Raw genomic sequence first — 19,472 nt, 5'->3', positions numbered from 1 at the left:
GTATAACATGTATTAAGGCAGAGAAATCTGCCTTAATACTGTTATTTATGCATATAGGTTTACAGTGTTTTCTCTACGACTTTCGCTGACATTCATAAACTAGTTTAGCTTCTTTTACATCAAAAAAATTGCAAAGTTATCCAACATCCTTTGTATGGGACGAGTATAGGTAAAGGAAAAATGTCATTTTTCCTAAAATCAAAATACATGATGCCTCATATTTTCCATATTGACATCTATTTTATATTCTTAAGGGAGTGTAGGGTGAGGATTTTTCTCATATTAATCAGTTATTTGATCGTAAACCATAATTCAAGGCAGGCGTGTTAAAAACCGTTGAGCCTGCCCTTGCGATTTAGACCGCCGCATTTTCCGTTCTTGTTGTCTACCGGGCTGATGAGACAATTCACAGCGGTTGTTTTCGTATTGCAGGTTAGAATGTTCTAAGCCGGCTCAATGTCTCGTGCAATTCAACAGTTTGACATATAGCGGGAGCAGACAGTAAAAGCATCATCTGTTATAACTTAAATAGATTGCTTACTATGTTTCCAAACTTTTGATAGAAGATGCAATTTTTAAATATCCAGCATTAATCGCTTCTTCTGTATGGTTCAGCATTTGGTGTTTAACTGTTTCATCTGGGGCAAGAGTTGCATTTGTAAAACTCACCCAAGCGTTTCTGCCATGAGTTTTGGCCATGTAAAGTGCTAAATCAGCCATGTGCAAGGTTTGCTCTATAGTGAATAATGCCCTCTCATCTGTAACGAAAGGGCACTGACAGAGACCAATTGAACAAGTCTTTTTAATAATTTTTCTGTCACCTATATCAAAATCATTTGCACCAATGGCTTGTCTAATTCTTTCAGCTAAGTCCTGGAGTGCTTCTAAGGTAGTTGAGCGACATACGATTAAGAATTCTTCACCTCCCCACCGAATCACCCAATCATTCTCTCGACAGTTTTCTTGGAGAACTCGGGTTAGTTGGATCAATACTTGGTCACCCGCATTATGTCCATAGACATCATTTACCTGTTTAAAGTGATCTGCATCGATAATCATGATGCCAATGCAGGAATCAGCTTTGCCTTTTTGACTTTCTTTGCTTCGTTCTTGCTGCTTGATCTCCTGATGAATAAAACGGTCGAAGAAGTGTCGGTTCTTCGCACCGGTCAACTGGTCAGTTAAACTAGCCATTTCCAGTTGCTTGTTTTTTTCCTCTAATTCGAGTGTTCTTAATTTGACTATGTGATTAAGTTCCCTTTTTTGTTTTTCCAAAGACCGTAAGCGTAACCAACTGATGAAGTATGTGAGTCCGGCAAAAGCAAAGATCAGGATCATCCTGAACCACCAGGTTTCATACCAGGCTGGCTGTTGCTCAATGACAAAGGCAACTTGTTTATCACTCCAGTTACCTTTTCGATTAGTCCCTTTCACTTTAAGCATATATTTACCGGGTGGAAGGTTTGTGTAGGTAGCGCGTCTGTTGTCAGCGCTTGTTTCGATCCAACTATGATCATAGCCCTCAAGACGATAGGCATATCTGTTCTTTTCAGGCGCACTAAAATCCAGTGCGGAAAACTGTATTGAAAAGCTTTGGGTATCTGGTGCTAATGTTAACCGTTCAGGAACTGGTGTGACTCTGTTATTAACTTCCAGCTGACTTATCACGAGTTCAGGCTGAAATTCCCAAGGAGTCCACAATTCAGGCTTGACGATCAGTAAGCCTTCAGTTCCACCGAAAAGCAGGGTCCCATCGCGCAATTTTTGATAGGATCCTGCCCAATTACTACCGATTGTCCAGCCATCCTCTTGTTCTAAAGACTGGGATGTTTTGTCCTTTGGATTTATCCAACCACCGGAGTGCCAAATCCTTCCAATATGATCAATCATAAGGTTTGAGCCACTAAAACCAGGCGTACCAATAGTGTTGCTCACAGGCTCAAATATTGCTTTTTTACCATCGAAACTCAGCAACTTTAATATTCTATCTGAAGTGCCTACAAACAGAGTCCCACTTTCGTCAAGTACTAAATTTTCTATGGAACCATCGGATAAGGTATCAGTTGTACCGGCGGATTCACTGATTGCAAATAATCTGTTGTTCTGTTTTATCAGCGCAAACAAGCCATTTTGTGTTCCAATCCATAGCACTCCGTCTGGAGTCAGGCTAAAACTACTAATGCCCTGGTTCCGGACCAAGTCAATGTTTTCGATATGCTCCAACGAAGTGAACTGCAAACGGGTGAGATCCAAACGGGCAATGTTGTAATTTGTTCCCACCCATAAATGTTTATCTGGCGTCTCATAAAGTGCCGTAACTTGAATATTGGCAACATCGTTATCAATCGAAAAATTCGCCAATTGCGTTTCAGACATTGTGTAACGGTAAAGTCCTGCATTAAAAGTGCCAATCCACACTGCATCATCGTACGCTTGCAGTAATACCCTAATAAATCCATCTGGAAGTCTTAAGCTGTTTTCACTATCGGGCCGTATCCCTTTGACGACCCCTTTTCCTGATTTCAATATATCAATACCAGTGCTTCGGTTCCCCAGCCATATGTCACCATTATTGAGTTCTATGATGGCACTAATATCTGAATGACTAAGTGACATCGGTTTATAGGGACTGTGTCTTAAGGTGCGAAATGCGGCATTTTTAGTATTGTAAAAGCTTAATCCATTGACCCATGTCCCCACCCAAATTAACCCGGACTTATCCGTTAATAGGGCGCCGATATAGTCGGAACTAATACTGTATTTGTCGGAGGAGTCATGACGAATATGTCGCAATACAATTCCACGATGAGCATCTACAACAGTAATGCCACCACCGAAAGTACCGAGCCAGATTTCTTTGTCATTGGGTTGTGTTATAGCGAAGACCCAGCCATGACTGAGCGTTTTCTTTGAGTTTTCAGTATGACCGATACGTAACACATCTCCGGTACTGATATTGATGCTTGCAGCTCCGTTACGGCGTGTACCAACCCACATTCTATTGTCTTTGGCTTTAAACAGGCGATATACGGTTTGCTCGTTGAAATCATTGTGCTCATCGCCAAATAGCGAAGCTGGCTCGTCCGAAGCAATACGATTATCCAGGGTTTCAGGCAAAACGATTCGGCAAAGTCCTGATGTCGTACCCATCCAAAGATGTCCTTCGTCGTCATAAGCCAGAGCCCTTATTTGCTTTTGTTGATAAACACTCGTGCAACCTTCAATATTTTCAAAATTGGTGATCTCTCCAGTTAAGATGTTAATATGACTGAGCCCCTTGTTTGTTCCAACGTAGATGCTACCTTGGTTATCCCCAACTAAAGTGCGAATTTCGTTATTAGGTAATCCTTCTCCTGATTGATGAGATTTTTGGAAGTGAGCAAAGTTGTCTGTTTCAGGCCGATACACCGAAACACCGTTGTCTATAGTACCAACCCAGATTTTTCCATCTGCTGCGCTCCACAGACTGTAGATAAAATTACCCGCTATGGAATCTGCCTGATTTGGCTCATGTAAGTATTTTTTTAAGTCGTAGCCATCAAATCGATACAAGCCTTCCTGACTACCCAGCCAGATAAACCCGGACTTATCTTGGACCATTGCGGTGCAACAGGAGGGCACATCAGCATCCTCCGCGACAAGCTGAAAGTTCAATTCGCCTAGCTCAAATAAGTTGCTTTTAATATTTTCCGTCGAATAAGCACAGACATGCCAACACCATATAGTGAAAAATAAAAGAGACCGTGAATAGAATGACAATCTTGTTCTCCCAGTCATACGAAGATGTCGTTGATACCTTGCCTAATAATTGTTTTTCACTTATGAGCCTTTATAGAAGCAGTTCTAACGGCATTTCTTCAGTGAAATTGATTACTGTACTTAATTATTGTGCGAATAAGAAAAATTTGCTAGCTCGATTTATCAGAGCCTAGTGCAACTCATAGAAAAGTAGCGGTATTGTTAGCGTAAAATGAGCATAAATCAGTACCATTTGATCTTGTTTCTTAAGAGGAACGTTGCGATTCTGCAATACCTTTTTATCTGTATAGGTATTGTAACCAACTCTTTGGACCTGCGGGGAGCAGAGCTGTTGATTTCATTTTTGATTGATTCTCGAATATTCAACTGGCCTCTTTCTCATTATATTTGCCGTTCGAACAGACTCAACTAGGTAATTTGTTAGGTCCGCTATGGGCGTATAGCCGAAGTAACTATCAATGGTGCCGGCACATACTTCACCGTCAGGCATAACACTCGACCGTCTGCTATTAGTCTCATAGCAGACCTTCCAATTTTTACATATGAGCAGAAATGACGAAACCCAATCCTATAATGTAAATAGCCGATATAAATTATTAGATAGATAGTTAAATAAGATTACTTTTAAAAACGTACACACCGTATATACACAGTGTGTACGTAAATAATGCCTTGCAAAAGCTCTACTGATAAAGCCTATCACTTACTCGCGAATGTACATAGGTTTTACTGTATAGTTAACAATGGCGCTTTTTAATTAAGTATGCTGCTACCTTATCTTAAAAAATCATCGTGCTATAGGTTAGAGACATTAATAATGAGTGACTCATCGATATTGGTTGAGGATACGGTCTCTTTTGAAAAGTCATAAGCTTCTCTTGGTTTACTGCGATCTATCGGCAAGTTTGCAAAATCAAACAGCTCCGTATCTGCTAATTGACTTGGACTGACATTCTTTATCGATTTAAAAACATTTTCGACGCGGCCAGGATTTGTTTTATCCCATTGATTAAGCATACTTTTAATATGTTGTCTTTGGAGGTTTTCCTGTGAACCACAAAGGTTACAAGGAATGATTGGGTATTCTCGTAATTGGGCAAATTCGACTAGATCTTTTTCACGACAGTAGGATAATGGTCTAATAACGGTATTTCGTAAATCATCTGCTCTAAGTTTGGGGGGCATTGCTTTAAGTTTTGCACCAAAAAACATATTAAGAAAGAGTGTTTCAACGATATCGTCCATATGATGACCCAGTGCTATTTTCGTGGCTCCGATCTCTTCAGCAAACGAATACAGTGTTCCTCGCCTTAAACGAGAACATAAACCGCAGGTTGTTTTCCCTTCTGGTACTTTAGCTTTAACGACTGAATATGTATCTTTATCAACGATATAATACGGAATATTTAAGCTTTCAAAGTAATTAGGTAAGACATCGGCTGGAAAGCCCGGTTGCTTCTGATCGAGATTTACGGCTACAACCTTAAAGTTTATTGGTGCAGATTTTTGAAGGCTTAATAGAATATCGAGCATAGCAAAGGAATCTTTACCGCCACTAATAGCGGCCATCACGACATCACCATCTTCGATCATATGATAATCAGCAATAGCCTTACCAACTTTACTTCGAAGTCTTTTTTGTAACTTATTCATTTCAAAAACTTCTTTGCGGTTATCGACTTGATTCATTTTACTTTAACTACCTAGTTTACGTTTATTACACAGCTATATGATAATCGCTGAACTTATTTGATTAAAAATGGCGACATATTATATCGCTTATTTATTTTAGAGGTAAGTTATTTATAAGAGAGTCTAACGCTAAACGACTAGTTTGATGTGTTATTAGGGGCTGTGTAGCAGATAATGTTTGCTAACAGCCCGCGGTACAGATTTGATGTTAATTATTAACTATTGCGCCATTGGTGAAACATAACCTTCAGGCTTCAATGCTAAAACATCACAATTTAGGTTATCGATAACATGCTCGGCGGTATTACCTATTAATGCGGCTGAAATGCCAGTTCTACCAATGGTACCGAGTATGACGAGTTCAGCATCTAATTTTTCAGCTTGATGCTGAATAACCTCTTCAGGAAGACCTTCTTCTACGTGTGTATGAGTGCTGTCTACACCAAATTTTTGTGCATGATTGGCCATCGCAACTTTGTGGTGATTAAGCATCGATTCATTATATTCCCCAGCATTAAATTCAGGAATTTCTATGGCAATATTAACGGGCGTGCCAGGAAATGAGTTCACTAAATGGACATTCGCGTCGATTATTTTTGAAAGGTTAATCGCCTCTTCAGTAATTTTATTGTTTAACGCTTGGTGTTCTTTTTCATCGCTACCAACATGAACAGCGGCTAAAATGTTACCTCCTTTCGGCCAACTATGCTCTTTAACCAGTAATACAGGAGATGGACATTTTCTAATTAAATGCCAATCAGTAGGGGTGAAAATGACCGACTTTAACTTATGGTGTTCATGTGTGCCTTTAAGTACGATGTCAAAGCCTTGGGTTAATACCTGCTCAATAATCGGTTCAAACGGGCGATTATGCCAAACGACTTTAAAATCGATAGTTAGAGAATTTTTTGGTAATGAGGTGATTTTTTCTTGTAACCAAAGTTCCCTGTCCTTGATAACCGTTTGACGCATTGCTTCTCGCTCGTCACTCGATAACATAGTCGTCATTTCGTAGGAAAAATCATAAATGCACATAAATGCGGTAATGGTTGCACCCGTTTTATTAGCTAACTCTACCGCTCGTTCAAGCGCTTTTTGATGCTCAGTGGTTGGATCGATGACGGCTAAAATCTTTTTATACTTTTCCATTTCGTGCCTCTAGCATTACCTGAATCATATAGTGAGTTTTTATACTAATGATATAAGTGTAGTTGTTCAATGATCATGCAGCAAAGAATTGCTGATCATTGTTTTAAATCAAGATATTAGTTGTTGATTTATTATTGATATGTAACTGAAAAATAGTACGCAAGAACTTGCTACTATAGGGATAAAGTTTGTGGAGCGTTTCTGAGCGTGAATATTGCCGCTAAAGTGCGGCAACCTCTTTCAATTTTTCTATATCAAGGATACGAATAAATTTACCTTCAACTTCGATTAATTGGCTTTTGTGAAAACGATTTAATAGTCGGCTAATCGTTTCTACGGTTAAACCAATATAGTTACCGATATCACTGCGTGTCATCGTTAATCTAAATTCTGTTTGCGATAGACCTCGTGCATGGAACCTCATGCTGAGCGATGAAAGAAAGGTTGCCAAACGTTGTTCTGCATTTTTACGATTTAGCAAGGTCAGCATTTCTTGATCAGCCTTAATTTCCGTGCTCATCATTCTCAGAATTTGCTTTTTCAATTTAGGCACAGAGTTTGATAACGCGTCAAGGGTATCGTAAGGAATTTCACACACCATAGATGTTTCTAATGCTTTTGCAAAACTAGGGTGCTTTTCAGCTGCGATTGCATCGAAACCGAGCAAATCTCCAGCCAAATGAAAACCGGTGATTTGTTCTTCACCATGCTCATCAACAGTAAATGTTTTAAAGGTACCTGAACGGATAGCGAATAATGATTGCATCTTCTCTCCGTCACGAAACAATTGTTCGCCTTTATGAATAGGACGCTTGCGGTCAATGATTTGATCAAGCTTTTCAAGTTCTTGATCATTGAGAGTAAAAGGCAGGCATAGCTCACTAATACTACAATTTTGGCAATGAATGTGTTGCTGGCCTGAACATTGACGGTTTTGCATCATAAACTCTAAGAAGATTGTTACACTGGTATATGGAGATGTTATTAGAACATTATGCCAGATGCAATCTTTAACGTAATAATTCCATAAATGATCAATGTAATCGCCATTACTTGACGAAATAGCGTATGAGAGATGAGTTGCCTGAATGATAAAAAACCGACAGAAACACTAAGCAGCGCAGGTAAAGTTCCAATGCCAAACCCCATCATAATTAGCGCGCCTTGCCAAGGATCCGCTGATGCGACTGACCAGGTAAGTGTTGAGTAAACTAGCCCGCACGGTAACCAGCCCCAGAGTGCACCTAATCCAAATGCTTTGGCTAATGAATCGACTGGAAGAAACTTCTTATTGAGTGGTGAAAGGAATTTCCATAATATTTGTCCAACTTTCTCAACTTGAACTAATCCACTGTACCAGCGACCGATATATAGCCCTAAAAGTATTAAGAAGATACCCGATATAAACCTCATTATATTTAACGGAACGCCAAGGTTTTTTGCAGCAAGTGAACCAGTAAAACCAGCGATAAAACCAATGAGGCTATAGCTAATAATTCGGCCAATGTTGTAGTAGAGTGTATAGAAGAACTTCTTTGTGCTAATGCCTTGGTCATTGGGCAAAGCAGCCGTTAACATCGATGAAATACCGCCACACATTGCGATGCAATGACCAGCGCCGAGCAAACCAACAACCAAGCCAGCGAAAAAGTTCATCTCCATTAGGGGATCCTATTGAAAACTAGTGGCGATAGAAGGGGGGAGTTTGACGACAAGTTAAATTTAGCTCCTTTGTTATTCTTTATTTAGGGCATTTTTACTCACTGAGTCAGAATTGGTTTCTGCCTGCGGAATGTCTTGTTCCTGACTATTGGATTTAGGTGGTTTATTTTGTTTGTCCTCTTCAAACAAAATGCTTAATCCTTGTTTTTCTAAGTCGTCAAATTGGTCAGTTTTTACGGCCCAAAAAAAGAGGTAAATTCCTAACGCTGTTAAAATTATCGCGATAGGTATTAATACATAAATAATACTCATTTTGAGCCTCTTTTTAGCAACCGAAGTGAATTAGTAATAACAAGTATAGAGCTCAAAGACATACCAACAACAGCCATGTATGGCGTTATATGACCACTTACCGCTAATGGAAGTACGATGGCATTATAACCCATCGCCCAAGCGTAATTTTGTTTAATCACTCGTTTTGTTTTAACTGAAATATTAAATAAGGTCTTCATAGAGGACAAGCGGTTATTCAACAAAATAACGTCTGCCCCTGATTTTGCAACATCGGTGCCTCCACCCATTGCAACCGAAATGTGGGCTGCGCCAAAAACTGGTGAATCATTCACACCGTCACCGAGCATCGCGACTGTGAATTTCTGTTGATAGTGCTTTAGTTTTTTCATCTTGTCTTCTGCAGAACAAGATGCATAGATATGATCAAGTGTTAGCGCGTCTTGCACCGTTTGACAACCCGCTAGGTTATCCCCTGAGAGCATAATTGTTTTAACATGTTTCTTCTTAAGGCTGTCTACCAAAGCTTTTGCGTCATCGCGTATTTGGTCGATAAAACTAAATGAAGCGAGTAGTTTTCCATTTTTTGCTAACACACATCGAGCCTGCTCAGTATCTTCTTTTGATTCAGAAAGCCAAGACGACCTACCGATAGCATATTGATGGCCATCAATAACCCCTTTAATACCGCTTCCGCTGATAATTTGGACGTCTTCTGCGTTGACTTGGAAATTTCTAAACTGTTTAAATGCACTTGCTATTGGGTGTTCCGAATAACTTTCCAAGGCAGCGCTAAGGGCGAGTAAATCTTCTTTCGAATAGGATGGCTCTAAAATATTAATAGCGCTTATTTGAACTTGACCTGACGTCAATGTGCCGGTCTTATCAAATGCGATACAATCTACCGAAGGCATAGTTTCAAGCACATGGCCAGATTTTATCATAATACCTTCTTTGTTGAGCCTTGTCGTCGCACACGTTAATGCCGTAGGGGTGGCGAGTGACAGAGCACAAGGGCAGGTGGCAACGAGTACGGATAAGGTAATCCAAAAAGCTTCTTCTGGCATATGTTGCTGCCAGTAAATCGCTGTAGCCACAGCACATACCAAAATTAAGGCAACAAAATACTGGGCTATTTTGTCTGACAACATAGCAAGCTTAGGTTTATGTGCTTGAGAAGATTCACTTAAGCGGATTAATTGGCTTAAAAATGAATGTTGATTATCGTGCTTTACCTTTATCGTAATATTGCCATCAGTATTTATGGTGCCAGCAAATACTTCATCATTCATCGTTTTAGTTAATGGGGTTTGTTCGCCAGAAAGCATTGACTCATTTAATTGGCTCTGGCCGTGCACAATGATGCCATCAGCAGGTACTGTTTCGCCTGGTTTAACTAAAACAATATCGTTTGGCGTTAAGTGTTTAGCTGCAACGATAATCTCTTGATTTTCTGTTAGCTTTGTTGCCGTTAATGGCATTAGTTTTAATAAGTTTGCTGATACTTCTGCAGCGCGACTTCGCGCTCTAAATTCTAAAAACTTGCCAACGAGTAAGAGAAACGTAAACATCGAAACCGATTCAAAATACACTTCACCTGTTTGATTAATTGTTGCCCATGCACTGGCGGTAAAGGCTAAACTAATTGCGATTGATACGGGCACATCCATTGACAATCGCTTTATTTTTAGCGCATTAATGGCACCTTTATAAAAAGGGTAGGCACCATAGGTGACGATTGGAAAGGTCAGCATTAAACTCGTCCAACGTAAATACACTTTTATGCTATCTGACATGTCTGAGAAAGCACCAAAATACATTCCGATCGCAATCATCATCACTTGCATCATTAAGATGCCAGAAATTCCCAAGCGCTTTATAAACACTTTAGCTCGAGCATTGTTGTTCTTTTCTATATCATTTGCTTTAAATGGCGTTGCTTGATAGCCAATATCATTAATGGCAATGAGTATTTCACTCAGTTTTACTTGTTGGGAATCCCATTTAACAGTAGCTCGCTGTGTGGTGGCATTGACGCTGATAGCAATAATCCCAGGTATTTTGGCTGTTTGCATTTCAATTAACCAAGCACAAGCAGCACAATTTATACCTTCAATGGTTAGGATAGCTTCTTTTTGAGTACCGTGATTAAAAGTAAATTCGCTTTGCAGGCTATCGTCGTCAAGCAATTTTTTCTTCGCCAATTCTGCGGGGATCAATTGTTCGCCTTTAGGAGCTTTCTCCGTTCTAAATTGATAATACTCTTCTAGGCCACTATTGACGATGGTTTCAGCTATAGCCTGACAGCCGACACAACACATGTGTTCGGCTTTATTTTTAATCAAAGTGGTTAGGGTGATACCTTGAGGAATTGGTTCACCACAATGAAAACAACTGCTTGACATTAGTTAGCTTCTATTGGCTTGGGGATTATCTCGATAAATTCTGTTTGCGGAAGCGTAATGGTATTTTGAATTTTCCAAGTATCTTCAAATGAAGATATGGTAACGCGCCATTTTCCTTTTATATCATGGTCAATTGTTTGTCTAAAGTGGCCATTGCCATCGGCGGTTAACGCAACATAAAAGTCTTTTTCTGCAAGCGTTGGGTGATAAAAATTTACATTTAACAATGGAAATTCTTTTTCTATGCCTGTTGGTTTTATCACCAATTGCTCATCGCTAAATTTGAGGTCAAACTTCATGCCTAGCTTTTGAGCAAGTTTAATTTTATCAAGCTCTAAATTAATCGCTTTACCTTTTTTATAATAATCACCAACAACCAAGTCATCTGGGTTTGTGTTAGCAATAATAAGAGTAGCAATGCCAGCTACGACAGCGGTAAAAGGCAATAAAAATACTAGCCATGCCCAAGGCTCTTTGTACCAAGACGTTTTCATTAAGCTTTCGTTATTAAATAATTTGGCAGTATTATACTTTTTTTCAATGGGTAATTCCTATGCTAATTACTATTTTCTGACATTTTTTTATTCTAGATCATAGTTCAATATCGCAAATAAATGTGCTCTATTAAAAATTTGCAAATAGGGGAATACAAGCCATAGTTATAAGGGGAAGAACAGAGTAACTAAAAGGCTTTTGCTGCCATATGAATAACAACGACCTTACGACGGTGACGATTATTTACTATAACGATAACTGCATTGAGTTGCAGTCTGAAGTAAAAAATTACCCTAAAAACTCGAATGGGCGAGTCATTATACCTGATGAGTTTAAACAGGATAAATCGATTATCGCGGTTTGTTTAGGAGAAATTGTTATTTTAAATAAAGCAGGCGATCGGATTATTTCTGTTGATTATGACAAAGAATAATTGTTGAAAATGTTGAGTTAAAAAAAGCCTTAAACAATTGTTTAAGGCTTTTTTAATACCAGCATTATTATTGCTGAGATAAACTATAAACGTAGGCACTAATCACGTGTATTTTCTTCTCACCTAAAATGTCATTCCAAGCTGGCATTACACCCGCGCGGCCATTTCGAATAGATTCTTGAATAACACGTTCTGAGCCACCGTATAACCAAACATCATCGCTAAGGTTTGGTGCACCTAATGGTAAGCCCATTGCTAAACTGCCTTGACCTTCACTACCGTGACAGCCAGCACACATGGCAAACTTTTCTTTGCCTTGTTCAGCGTTACCTTCTTTTGCTTCACGTCCGCTAAGGCTGATCACATAGGCAGCTACGTCTTTAACACCTTGTTCACCGCCTAACATGGTTTCCCAGCCAATCATACCTTGTGCTTTACGACCAGCCATTAAGCTATGCTTGATATCAGCTGGCGTTCCACCATATAACCAGTCGCTGTCGGTAAGGTTGGGGAATCCAGTTGTACCGCGTGCATCAGAGCCATGACATTGAGCACAGTTTTGTAAAAATAGTCGTTGACCAATTTTACGTGCTTGCACTGCTTCGTCATCGCCTGCTGTTGCCAAGTCTTTAATGTCACGTTTGGCCAACGCTTCAAATACAGGGCCGTATCGTTCATCAGCTGCTTTTACTTCTCGGTCATACTGAACGATCAAACCTTTATCAAGACCCTCTTGGGTTTTAGCTTTTGACTCTTCTATGCTAACGATGCCTTGGTTTGAGCTTTTCCAGCCGAATAAACCAGCCCAGTTACCTAAACCAGGGTAGACGATTAGATAACCTACACCCCAAACAATCGTAAGTAAGAAAAACGTGCTCCACCACTTAGGAAGCGGGTTGTTTAACTCTTCAATGCCGTCAAACGAGTGTCCCATTGACTCACCTTCTTCGACATCAGTAAAGTTCTTTAAGCACCAGCGTAGTAGTAGGTAACAACCTAATAACGTGCCAAGTGTAAGAACGGTAATCCAAATACTCCAGAAGCTAGACATTATTATTAGTCTCCTGTTTGTTAGTCTCTTCTTTGTGGTCTTCTTCAAAAATTGAATTGGCCGCTTCGTCAAACGAGGCTTTACGTTTTTTGCTATACGACCACACCACAATGATGATAAATAGTGCGAAAATTATTAGGGCAATTAAGCCTCTTAATGTACCGTAATCCATATTATTTCAGCGCATGCCCAAGTGACTGCAAGTATGCAATCAAGGCATCCATTTCAGTTTTACCGGCAACTTCTGATTTCGCCTTAGCAATATCTTCAGCAGAGTATAACGGGATCGGGTTACCTTGTTCGTCCTTGTGGCTGCGATTACGCGTTAAGAAGTTGAAAGTTTCAAGTTTCTTTGCAGTTAACGCACCATCAAGCTTTGTATCCTCAAGCCATTTGAATGAAGGCATATTAGATTCAGGGACTACCGAACGAGGGTCAATTAAATGTGCACGATGCCAGTCATCACTGTAACGACCACCAACACGAGCTAGGTCTGGCCCAGTACGCTTAGAACCCCATAAGAAAGGGTGTTCCCAAACATGCTCACCTGCAACCGAGTAATGACCATAACGCTCTGTTTCTGCTCTAAATGGGCGGATCATTTGGCTATGACACGTATTACAACCTTCGCGAATATAAATATCACGACCTTCCATTTCTAATGCCGTGTAAGGGCGTAGGTTATCAACTGGCTGTGTTGTTTCTTTTTGGAAAAACAACGGTGTAATTTCCACCAAACCGCCAATACTGATGGCAAAAATAGTAATAATGAAAAACAAGCCTACATTTTTTTCGACTTTTTCATGTTTATTTGTCATGACCGGTCTCCTTAGGCTGCTTCTACGCGTTTAAGACTATTGTCTTGCGCATAAATTGTTTTAAACATGTTATAAGCCATTAGCACAAAACCAGCGACTACTAAAACGCCACCTAAAAAGCGAATAAAGTAGAACGGGTATGACGCTTGAAGACTTTCAACAAAGCTATAAGTTAATGTACCGTCAGTATTTACCGCACGCCACATTAAGCCTTGCATAACACCAGAAATCCACATCGCTACAATATAAAGTACGATACCAGCAGTGTGCATCCAGAAATGAACGTTAATGAGTTTAATGCTATACATTCTCTCTTGATTAAATAGTATTGGAATTAAGTGATACATCGCACCAATTGATACCATTGCAACCCAACCTAGAGCGCCAGAGTGAACATGGCCGATAGTCCAGTCGGTATAATGAGACAAGGCATTAACTGATTTGATTGCCATCATTGGGCCTTCAAACGTTGACATGCCGTAAAAAGAGAGAGAAACAATAAGGAATCGTAAAATAGGATCATGACGTAATTTATGCCATGCACCTGATAATGTCATGATACCGTTTATCATACCACCCCAAGAAGGTAGGAATAGTACTACTGACATCACCATACCTAAGCTTTGAGCCCAATCTGGTAAGGCAGTGTAATGTAAATGATGAGGACCTGCCCAAATATATAAAGAAACCAATGCCCAAAAGTGAACGATGGATAAACGATAAGAGTAAACTGGGCGTTCTGCTTGTTTAGGTACGAAGTAATACATCATCCCTAAGAAACCAGCAGTTAATAAGAAACCAACGGCATTGTGACCATACCACCATTGCATCATGGCATCGATGGCACCTGAATAGATTGAATAAGATTTCATCATCGATACAGGAATTGCCATACTATTACCAATGTGCAGTACTGCTACGGTAATAATAAATCCACCGAAAAACCAGTTCGCTACGTAAATGTGTGAGGTTTTACGCTTGATAATCGTGCCAAAAAACACAATGGCGTAACATACCCAAACGACAGCAATCAAAATATCTATTGGCCATTCAAGTTCAGCGTACTCTTTACTGGTGGTATAACCAAGCGGCAGAGTAATTGCAGCTAAAACGATAATGGCTTGCCATCCCCAAAAGGTAAACGAAGCTAGCTTGCCGCCAAACAACGCTGTCTTACACGTTCTTTGTACGACATAGTAAGAAGTTGCAAAAAGCGCACTTGTACCAAATGCAAAAATTACTGCATTAGTATGAAGTGGACGTAGACGGGAATAGGTCAACCAAGGTGTTTCAAAGTTTAAAGCAGGCCAAATTAATTGAGCCGCAATAATAACACCAACAAGTGTACCTACAATTCCCCAGATTACCGTCATTACAGTAAACTGACGAACAACATCATAGTTGTAGTCTGCTGCTGACGTAGTATTTTGAGTCATGTTATGGTTTCCGCAGTTATAATTATTAAATCGTTTGGTGAGTTGGCAGGTAAAGTACCTGTAATAAGTTATAGCTCATTATCACAAATTTTGTACTTTGCTGGTCAACACGCGCGAATAATAGTCATATGAAGCTAAAATGTCACCCGTCAATGTGGTAAAATTTGTTTTAAATCAAAAAAATTGTATCAAGTGGCTAAAAAGTCACCGTTTGATATCAAAGCTGCTAATTTTTAAGGCGTTAGTACGTGAGAAGTTTGACACTCTATTTCATGCTGTTGTGTATAAGTTTACTATTGATTTCTTGCTCTGAAGGCAAAAAAACAAACTCAACGCTAGTAGATCCAACTTGCATAGCCAGCCAATCTCAGTGTCAATTTGATACCCCGTTTGGCACGGTTTCGGTTTTGTTTAATCGACAAAAAATATTAACAGAAGAACCTTTTAAGGTATTGATCAAAAATTCTATTCCTAAGAATTTATTGATTATCGATGGTTTCCTTGAAGGTAAAACCATGTATATGGGGAAAATACCATTATTGTTTTCGTATGATCAAACCAAGCAGCTTTATATAGCAGAGACGATGGTAGGTAGTTGCAGTGTTGAACATATGACCTGGGTAATGCACTTAACATTAAAAACCGAACACTCGGCCAATAATCAAGATGTGCAAATTAGTGTCGAATTTGAAAGTGAAAGGTTATAGGTTATGTGTAAGCACCTGTCATAAATTCGTAACACATAACCTAAATATTAACACCTTTAAAATAGAATTAACTTTGAAGTGGGTGCTCGACAAAATTAAACTGGCTTTTTTTATCCCCGAAAAAATAAACGCTGCATTGGTCCCATGAACTAGGTATCTTCCAAGCACTTTGTTCTGTAAAAGAATACTCATGAAACATGTTTGCACAACGAACTTGCAGTTTTTCTATATGACCTTTGACATCAACAACAGAAAATTGACGACGAGTCAGTTGATAACCCCAACTACCATTTTCTTTAATAACACCTTTTATGGTTAACAATGTATCACTGTTGATCGCATCTTTCATTTTATCGACTAGCTTTTGATAATTTTCTAAATATGGTTTTGCCAATTCATATTTCGTTAACTGGTTAAAACTATCAAAGGCGTCACTAAACAAATTTTGCTGTATTTCAAGTAAAAAACGTTGTGATAAAACTGATATAGCCGCTTCTTCTATAATGGTAGATTCACTTAATGAAACTTGGTTGAAGTGTTCTAAAGCTTGTTCTTTATCATTAGCAGCTAATGCTAGTTCTGCTTTTAGCATATGATAATAATTGAACTCAGAGGTTAATTTTGGGGTCAATTGCTTAGCAGCTTCCTCTGCTAAAGAGTACTGCTTATTTTCAATAAGCTCGGCTATCATTTCATACTTTTGTTTAAACTTCTGACTTACTTTACCTTCGCTAGCCATAGCGAAATCGAGTTGAACGGTATTATCGCATCGCTCTATTGGCTTGCCATCTTCAAAGGCGGGTTCATATTTCCATTTTTTTACTGCCCTTAAGGCCTCTTTTGAAAAGGCTTTGCTGGTTGCTTCAGTGACTAAAACGTTTTTAACACTACCTTCTTTATCGATAACGAAACTCATTTTTACTGAACCAGAACGGCCATTCCTTGCTTCACTTATTGGATATTTAGGCTGTATTCGTTCTATCGGGATAGGTGCCTTATATGAACGTAAATGCTTTGAAAGCTCCAGCTCAAGCTCGTTCGCCTGCAGGCTTAAAGGGGTTAATAGAAGTAAAGATGTTAAGTATTTCATACTGGCTCCATTTGTTGCTAAATCCATGAGGGTACAGGGGGGTCTATATAATTAACCTCAGCTCTGCATAAGGAATGCATTTCTAGCGTCTATTTTTACTAACTTCTGCGTTATATTGTCGTGAAATAACTGGCTATTCCTACAACAATACGCCTTGAATTAAGTCAAAAATAGCTCGCTAGAAAGTCACTTTACACTTAAGTGTTTGATTTTATTGTTTTTGTGCTATTTCTCATACAAACCTGAGGTTAATTAAGGTATTTATACCGTGTTTAATGTTAATCATGATAACAAGTAATTAACAAGTGGGGTAGCGTGGCAGGGAGTAAATACGTAAAAGAAAACGCCTAAAGTCAGCGATATCAATGACTTTAGGCTCATAAGGTTAATAGTTTAATTGTTAATAGGTAAATTGGCTAAGTTGATTATCTAAACCATTTACCGCATTTCTTAGTTCGTTAGCTTGATGCCCAAGTGTTTCGATCAGCTCAGCACTTTCATCTGAAGATGCGTTTACTTCTGTCAGTGTTTCACTGATTTCATTAATTGCTTTAGTTTGTTGGACACAAGCTGAAGCAACTTGACTCATATCATCCTGAATTGAATCAAGTAGTTGACCTATCTCTTTCATTGATTCGCCTGAGCCAGAAATATTGTCACTTACTTGGTTAGTTTGCTCAATACCTTCAGTCATACCAGAACCCGCCAATGAGATTTTTTGCTGTAAATCCTCAACAACGTTAGAAATTTCTTTGGTCGATTCTTGTGTTCGTTGAGCAAGACCTCTAACTTCATCGGCAACAACAGAAAACCCTCGTCCATGCTCTCCCGCACGTGCAGCTTCAATGGCAGCGTTTAATGCTAATAGGTTTGTTTGATCAGCAATTGAATTAATGACATCTACGACTTGCCCTATATTGGCTGACGCTGCTTCTAATTGCTGGATTAGTTCGTTTACTGAGGCAATTTTTTCACCTAAGCGTTGCATATTATCTGATGCATTTATTGCCACCGATATGGTTTGGTCAGTTTTTTCACGCATTTCATTGGCGGCAGCTGATGTACGAGTTGCGTTATTTTCAATTTCACCAGCGCTAGCTGCAAGTTCAGTAGCCGCAACGCTTGCAGTATTTAAACCTTGTTTATTATGGTGAGTGCGTTCGATTAATTGTCCCGAAATCGACTCTACTTGTTTAGATGCCTCAGCGACTTGCTCTTTATCAGATGCGACACCCGAAATAACGCGTCTTAATTTTTCTAAAAAGGTATTAAAATAATTGGCAAGTTTACCTGTTTCGTCCTGACTGTTAATGTCAATTTTTAGCGTTAAGTCACTATCACCTTCAGCGACACTTGCAAATGCTTGTGTTAATTGTTTTAGCGGTTTGCTAATGACATTAATAATTAATGCTAAAAGAATTAGGGTTAATACCAAAATACCGATGCTGGTTAACACTTGGCTTAATATCGCTTGGTTGGCAGGCGAATCAATCACTTCTGTGGGCACAAATAGGGCCAAATGCCACGTCATATTCGGGATTGTAGGACTAACCGGCATTGAAATTGCGTAATATTCGTTACCCTTAATTGTTACGGTGAGTAGTTCATTTTTGTCAACTGAACTGAGCTTAGCTAAATTAGTTACCTCAGGAAGCTTTTCATACTCGCTAAGAGGGGTATTAATGTCCTTTTTAATAATAGCGTCGGGAAAAGTGATATTTTGCCATTTATCGTCAAAAAGGGCAGCGAAACCTTGTCCTTTAAAGGTAATATCATCTGATAGCTTTTTGATGTTATTCAGTGATATATCAATACCACCTGCACCGAGCAGTTGCCCGTCTACATAAACGACTTGCTCGATAGAAACCGATATACCACCGGTAATAATATCAACAGCAGGAGCGGTTGTTAGCATATCTTTATAGGCAATTGCATGTTGGTACCACGGACGTTTACGAACAAAATAGCCTTTTTCTTGATCAAATGCTGGACCTTCTTCAGGAACGCCTGTCACTCGATCTTCAGCAAGGTATTCTTGGGTTGCTTCTGATGCATAAAAAGCAGATAAAATATTTTCATCACGACCCGATATTTTATGAAGTACTCGATTTAGACCTTGATAACCGGGCTCTGAACCTGTTAAAGCTCCACGTTCAGTGTGATTTTTCATCCAGTCAATAACTTCTGGCGAATTAATAAAGGTATCGGCAACGCGAGCGTATTCAGTAAAAAAACTCGTAAGCTTTAACGTATCTCGTTCCATTTGGGTGATAATTTGTTGCTTAATATCCTCTTTTACTTCTTGATATGAGGTCGCAGCAAACCAAATGGTCCGAAAGATAATTATCGCGAGGGCAAATAAAGAAATAAAGAAAAGAATTTTCTTTTGGATCGAGTCGAGCTTTATCATTAATTACTGCCTTAGATTGGTTTTTGTTTCACCATATCAAAGCATTATCATGACTACAATATGCTTTTGTTCAA

General features: G+C 39.2%; 16 protein-coding genes and 1 pseudogene. 2 read left to right on the top strand and 15 right to left on the bottom strand.

The window, feature by feature from the left end; all coding sequences use genetic code 11:
- Positions 1-324 precede the first annotated feature (324 nt).
- The 9 genes and pseudogenes from ACSLUH_RS06040 to ACSLUH_RS06000 all read right to left on the bottom strand — a co-directional run.
- Positions 325-441: pseudogene (locus ACSLUH_RS06040) on the bottom strand (IS6 family transposase); the annotation flags it as partial.
- A gap of 99 nt (positions 442-540) precedes the next feature.
- Complete coding sequence (locus ACSLUH_RS06035) at positions 541-3,600, bottom strand: ligand-binding sensor domain-containing protein (protein WP_448565394.1); 3,060 nt, start codon at positions 3,598-3,600, stop codon at positions 541-543.
- 954 nt (positions 3,601-4,554) lie between these two features.
- Positions 4,555-5,448 (bottom strand): tRNA 2-thiocytidine(32) synthetase TtcA, encoded by an 894-nt coding sequence (gene ttcA / locus ACSLUH_RS06030; protein ID WP_448565393.1) that lies wholly within the window; start codon positions 5,446-5,448, stop codon positions 4,555-4,557.
- 222 nt (positions 5,449-5,670) lie between these two features.
- Complete coding sequence (gene uspE, locus ACSLUH_RS06025; protein WP_448565392.1) at positions 5,671-6,600, bottom strand: universal stress protein UspE; 930 nt, start codon at positions 6,598-6,600, stop codon at positions 5,671-5,673.
- A 220-nt stretch (positions 6,601-6,820) separates the two neighbouring features.
- Positions 6,821-7,540 (bottom strand): fumarate/nitrate reduction transcriptional regulator Fnr, encoded by a 720-nt coding sequence (locus ACSLUH_RS06020; protein ID WP_448565467.1) that lies wholly within the window; start codon positions 7,538-7,540, stop codon positions 6,821-6,823.
- Between the two features lie 44 nt (positions 7,541-7,584).
- A complete protein-coding gene (locus ACSLUH_RS06015; protein ID WP_448565391.1) occupies positions 7,585-8,262 on the bottom strand; it encodes a sulfite exporter TauE/SafE family protein in 678 nt (225 codons plus the stop codon).
- Positions 8,263-8,334: 72 nt separating this feature from the next.
- Positions 8,335-8,574, bottom strand: coding sequence for a cbb3-type cytochrome oxidase assembly protein CcoS (gene ccoS, locus ACSLUH_RS06010; protein WP_448565390.1), 240 nt, complete (start codon positions 8,572-8,574; stop codon positions 8,335-8,337).
- On the bottom strand, positions 8,571-10,958 hold the full coding sequence (locus ACSLUH_RS06005) for a heavy metal translocating P-type ATPase (protein WP_448565389.1): 2,388 nt from the start codon (positions 10,956-10,958) through the stop codon (positions 8,571-8,573). Before ACSLUH_RS06005 ends, ccoS begins: the two co-directional genes overlap by 4 nt.
- Positions 10,958-11,452, bottom strand: a complete 495-nt coding sequence (locus ACSLUH_RS06000; RefSeq protein WP_448565388.1) for a FixH family protein — start codon at positions 11,450-11,452, stop codon at positions 10,958-10,960. The genes ACSLUH_RS06005 and ACSLUH_RS06000 overlap by 1 nt, the downstream gene beginning before the upstream one ends.
- 209 nt (positions 11,453-11,661) lie before the next feature.
- Between ACSLUH_RS06000 and ACSLUH_RS05995 the strand changes: the two genes are divergently transcribed.
- The gene (locus ACSLUH_RS05995) at positions 11,662-11,886 is read left to right on the top strand and encodes a TIGR02922 family protein (protein ID WP_448565387.1); all 225 of its coding nucleotides are present in this window, start codon (positions 11,662-11,664) and stop codon (positions 11,884-11,886) included.
- A 67-nt stretch (positions 11,887-11,953) separates the two neighbouring features.
- On the opposite strand, the gene ccoP is transcribed toward ACSLUH_RS05995, so the two are convergent.
- The 4 genes from ccoP to ccoN are packed head-to-tail and all read right to left on the bottom strand — an operon-like array spanning position 11,954 to position 15,191.
- Entirely contained in the window at positions 11,954-12,937 is a 984-nt protein-coding gene (gene ccoP, locus ACSLUH_RS05990; protein WP_448565386.1) for a cytochrome-c oxidase, cbb3-type subunit III, read from the bottom strand.
- The gene (locus tag ACSLUH_RS05985) at positions 12,930-13,109 is read right to left on the bottom strand and encodes a cbb3-type cytochrome oxidase subunit 3 (protein WP_448565385.1); all 180 of its coding nucleotides are present in this window, start codon (positions 13,107-13,109) and stop codon (positions 12,930-12,932) included. Before ACSLUH_RS05985 ends, ccoP begins: the two co-directional genes overlap by 8 nt.
- 1 nt (position 13,110) lies before the next feature.
- Positions 13,111-13,755, bottom strand: a complete 645-nt coding sequence (ccoO, locus tag ACSLUH_RS05980) for a cytochrome-c oxidase, cbb3-type subunit II (RefSeq protein WP_448565384.1) — start codon at positions 13,753-13,755, stop codon at positions 13,111-13,113.
- Between the two features lie 11 nt (positions 13,756-13,766).
- Positions 13,767-15,191, bottom strand: coding sequence for a cytochrome-c oxidase, cbb3-type subunit I (gene ccoN, locus ACSLUH_RS05975; RefSeq protein ID WP_448565383.1), 1,425 nt, complete (start codon positions 15,189-15,191; stop codon positions 13,767-13,769).
- A 248-nt stretch (positions 15,192-15,439) separates the two neighbouring features.
- Here ccoN and ACSLUH_RS05970 point away from each other — a divergent pair, with 248 nt between their 5' ends.
- Positions 15,440-15,898, top strand: a complete 459-nt coding sequence (locus ACSLUH_RS05970) for a hypothetical protein (protein WP_448565382.1) — start codon at positions 15,440-15,442, stop codon at positions 15,896-15,898.
- 67 nt (positions 15,899-15,965) lie between these two features.
- Here the strand turns inward: ACSLUH_RS05970 and ACSLUH_RS05965 are convergent, their stop codons facing one another.
- Both ACSLUH_RS05965 and ACSLUH_RS05960 read right to left on the bottom strand, forming a co-directional pair.
- Complete coding sequence (locus ACSLUH_RS05965; RefSeq protein WP_448565381.1) at positions 15,966-16,988, bottom strand: energy transducer TonB; 1,023 nt, start codon at positions 16,986-16,988, stop codon at positions 15,966-15,968.
- Between the two features lie 400 nt (positions 16,989-17,388).
- Positions 17,389-19,398, bottom strand: coding sequence for a methyl-accepting chemotaxis protein (locus ACSLUH_RS05960; RefSeq protein WP_448565380.1), 2,010 nt, complete (start codon positions 19,396-19,398; stop codon positions 17,389-17,391).
- Positions 19,399-19,472: the final 74 nt, after the last annotated feature.

Source organism: Thalassotalea ganghwensis, from assembly GCF_053485795.1.
The sequence above is the reverse complement of the archived record's forward strand: the minus strand, read 5'-3'. Positions and strand labels throughout refer to the sequence as shown.